Here is a 3,262-nt window from a genome sequence, read left to right on the forward strand (position 1 = left end):
TTCTGCAGCAGCGGCTCTTCAAAGCCCGCCTTCTGCAGCGACTCGCGCATCTGGTGCGCATGCCGCCAGTGAAGGATGCCAACGGCAGCCAGGAGCTGGGCAGCAAAGTCGTACAGGTGATTAACGAATCGACCAGCCAGAATGCGACGGTAAAACGTATTGAATTCGTTGGCCCAAGCGTGGGTGCGGATCTGGCCCAGACCGGTGCGATGGCTCTGCTGGTGGCGCTGCTCTGTATCCTGACGTATGTCGGTTTCCGCTTCGAGTGGCGTCTGGCTGCCGGGGTGGTTATCGCCCTGGCGCACGACGTGGTGATCACCATGGGCGTTCTGTCGCTGTTCCATATCGAGATTGACCTGACCATTGTGGCCTCGTTGATGTCGGTTATCGGCTACTCGCTGAACGACAGTATCGTGGTTTCGGACCGTATCCGTGAAAACTTCCGTAAGATCCGTCGCGGTACGCCGTACGAAATCTTTAACGTGTCGTTGACCCAGACGCTGCACCGTACCTTGATCACCTCCGGGACCACCCTGATGGTGATCCTGATGCTCTATCTCTTCGGCGGTCCGATTCTGGAAGGCTTCTCGCTGACCATGCTGATCGGTGTCTCCATTGGTACAGCATCTTCTATCTATGTAGCGTCCGCGCTGGCGCTGAAACTCGGCATGAAGCGCGAGCACCTGCTCCAGCAGAAAGTCGAGAAAGAAGGGGCGGATCAGCCCTCTATCCTGCCGTAACAGAACGTTTGTTTCGTCAGCGAAATCCCGGTCTGTTGACCGGGATTTTTTTTGCCTGTTCCTGACAAACACTCCTGACAGTATGCTGTCAGGAGACCTGTCGTAGACTCCTTCTGAACCCAAACAAGAGTCAGGAGGATGTATGAAAAGTGTGATTAACTGGTTTGAAATTCCGGTCGCCGATATGGATCGCGCCATCAAATTTTATGAGCCGGTAATGCAGGTTTCACTGAGGCGCGAGAAAATGGACTGCGCCGAGCTGGCGGTATTCCCGCATGAGGACCCGGCTACCGGCGGCGCGCTGGCAAAATTTGAGGGAATTATTCCCTCGGTGCAGGGAGCCATTATCTATCTGCATACTGACAATCTGGCGGCGACCCTGGATCGCGTTTCGTCCGCCGGTGGCGAGTGCGTATTTGGCCCGCTGGCGTTGCCGCGCGGTATTGGTACTATTGCGTTATTTACCGACAGCGAAGGTAATCGCGTCGGCCTTCATCAACCTGCCTGAGAGCCTAAGAGAAAATGACCCGACGCGCTGACCGTTTGTTTCAGATTGTGCAGATCCTGCGGGGAAGACGTCTGACAACGGCAGCGCATCTGGCGGAAAGAGTGGGCGTCTCTGAACGCACTGTCTACCGTGATATCCGCGATCTGTCGCTCTCCGGCGTGCCGGTGGAAGGCGAAGCGGGGAGCGGTTACCGGCTGATGTCGGGTTTTGACCTGCCACCACTGATGCTGACCAACAAAGAGTCGGAGGCGCTGATGGTGGCGATCCGCCTGCTCAAAACCTGGGGCGGGGAGTCGTTGTCGCGCGAACTGGAGTCGGCCCAGGAGAAAGTGCTGGCGATCCTGCCGGAAGAGAGCCGTCGCAAGGCAGAGCAGACGCGGATCTACGCCCCGGATATTGCCATGCAGCACCACTCCCGAAGCGGGTTTGATCTTATTCATCAGGCGATATCCAGCCAGCGGGTGCTGGCGCTGCATTATCGTGATGAAGCCGGGCAGCTCTCTTCTCGCGAAGTGCAGCCGCTGGGGTTGTTCTTCTGGGGAGAGCACTGGTTGCTGGCGGCGTGGTGCGAGCGACGTGATGACTACCGTTGTTTCCGGCTCGACAGGTGTCTGAATATCACCATGACGGAGAGACGCTTTAGCGAAAGCGCGAACAGGTCGCTGGCCGATTTTTTACGGAAGGTGAAGCAATAAAAAAGCCAGCTTTTGAGCTGGCTTTTTTGCCGGGTGGCGGCTGCGCCTTACCCGGCCTACGGTTTGTGCCGTTAACATGTTTTGTAGGCCGGGTAAGCGAAGCGCCACCCGGCACAAATCAACTTAGAAGTTGTAACCCACAACCAGGTAACCACCCCAGCCAGTAGAACGAACGCTGAAGTCACCGTCGCCGAAGTTCAGGCTTGCGTCGTCGTTCCACTGACCACCGTTGTGCCAGTAACGGGCAACAACAGAGTAGTGCCAGTGATCGTAGTTCAGCGCCAGGATGTGGCTGGAGGCGATAGAGTCGTTGGTGCGCGCCTTCTTCCCGTTCAGGTCACGGAAATCGTTGTCGCCCAGATCTGAACCCCAGTCAAAGTTGGTGAAGCCGATATAGCTCAGGTTACCGCCCCACAGCTGGGTGATTGGCACGAAGTATTTCACTTTGAAACGGTAGCCATCCCACTCGTTTTCGTTCGCTGCGCCGTAGTTCTGCCACTGATATTTGGCATAGACGTTCATGGAGAGGCTCATCGGCAGACCGGTGTCGATGTCAGTACCCAGACCCATGTACCAGGTGCTCTGACGGCCAGACTTGTTGCGACCCATGTCGTAGATATAGTTGTTCGCGAAGTACCACTCTTTGAACGGACCAAACGCCAGGCTGGTGCCGGTCAGCTTGTCGATGGAGAAGCGCGGTTCGATCTCCATGAACAGTGGGGAACCGTGGTTCCAGATACCTTTTGCATCCGTGTTACCACCGAAGAATACCGGCGCATCCATGTAACCATAGAAATCAAACCACTCTTTCTTGGCAAACGCTTCGTATTCCAGGTAAGTATCGTTGCGGATCTGCGGTCCAAAACGGGTGTGATAGCTGCCGACGACGTTAACGCTCTGGTGCCACCAGTCGGAGACGTACTCTGGTTTATCGTTTTCCGCTGCCTGCACAGAGAACGTAGAAGAGAGCGCCAGGAGTGCACCGGCTGCGAGTAATGTTTTTTTCATAATAATGCCACTGATTTGAAATCCCTTGCGGGCGTGAAAAAGGCGCGAATTGCGTTTCTAAATATTTCGTGTTTCTGGGGGCCTATTATAGGAATCCTTGCTCATAAAAATATGTGTTGTTTCACAGATCTCTCACATACGTAATCGATTGCGTTCACGTTTGCGTATTTTTAACGGAGCGGATTGTAATAGCAAACATTTCTGTTGCCAATGTTTGTAACCAAGAAGGGAGCGGAACGCGAACACGTTCCGCAGGGGGATTATTGCGCGACGGGCTGAATATCGTGGTTGCGGATAAAGCCGAGCTGATC

Annotated in this window: 4 protein-coding genes; 3 read left to right on the plus strand and 1 reads right to left on the minus strand. The window is 54.9% G+C overall.

The genetic code is table 11. From position 1 onward, the window contains the following. From secF to WFM46_RS23320, 3 genes are all read left to right on the plus strand, one after another. On the plus strand, positions 1-740 hold a 740-nt coding region (gene secF / locus WFM46_RS23310; protein WP_336998679.1), incomplete at its 5' end, for a protein translocase subunit SecF. A 142-nt stretch (positions 741-882) separates the two neighbouring features. Further along, positions 883-1,248, plus strand: coding sequence for a VOC family protein (locus WFM46_RS23315; protein ID WP_180209012.1), 366 nt, complete (start codon positions 883-885; stop codon positions 1,246-1,248). A gap of 14 nt (positions 1,249-1,262) precedes the next feature. Beyond that, complete coding sequence (locus tag WFM46_RS23320; protein ID WP_156653990.1) at positions 1,263-1,943, plus strand: helix-turn-helix transcriptional regulator; 681 nt, start codon at positions 1,263-1,265, stop codon at positions 1,941-1,943. A 123-nt stretch (positions 1,944-2,066) separates the two neighbouring features. Here the strand turns inward: WFM46_RS23320 and WFM46_RS23325 are convergent, their stop codons facing one another. Then, positions 2,067-2,951 (minus strand): nucleoside-specific channel-forming protein Tsx, encoded by an 885-nt coding sequence (locus WFM46_RS23325; RefSeq protein ID WP_103178460.1) that lies wholly within the window; start codon positions 2,949-2,951, stop codon positions 2,067-2,069. Between the last annotated feature and the right edge of the window lie 311 nt (positions 2,952-3,262).

The sequence above is a fragment of the Leclercia sp. M50 genome (assembly GCF_037150775.1).
GTDB lineage: Bacteria > Pseudomonadota > Gammaproteobacteria > Enterobacterales > Enterobacteriaceae > Enterobacter.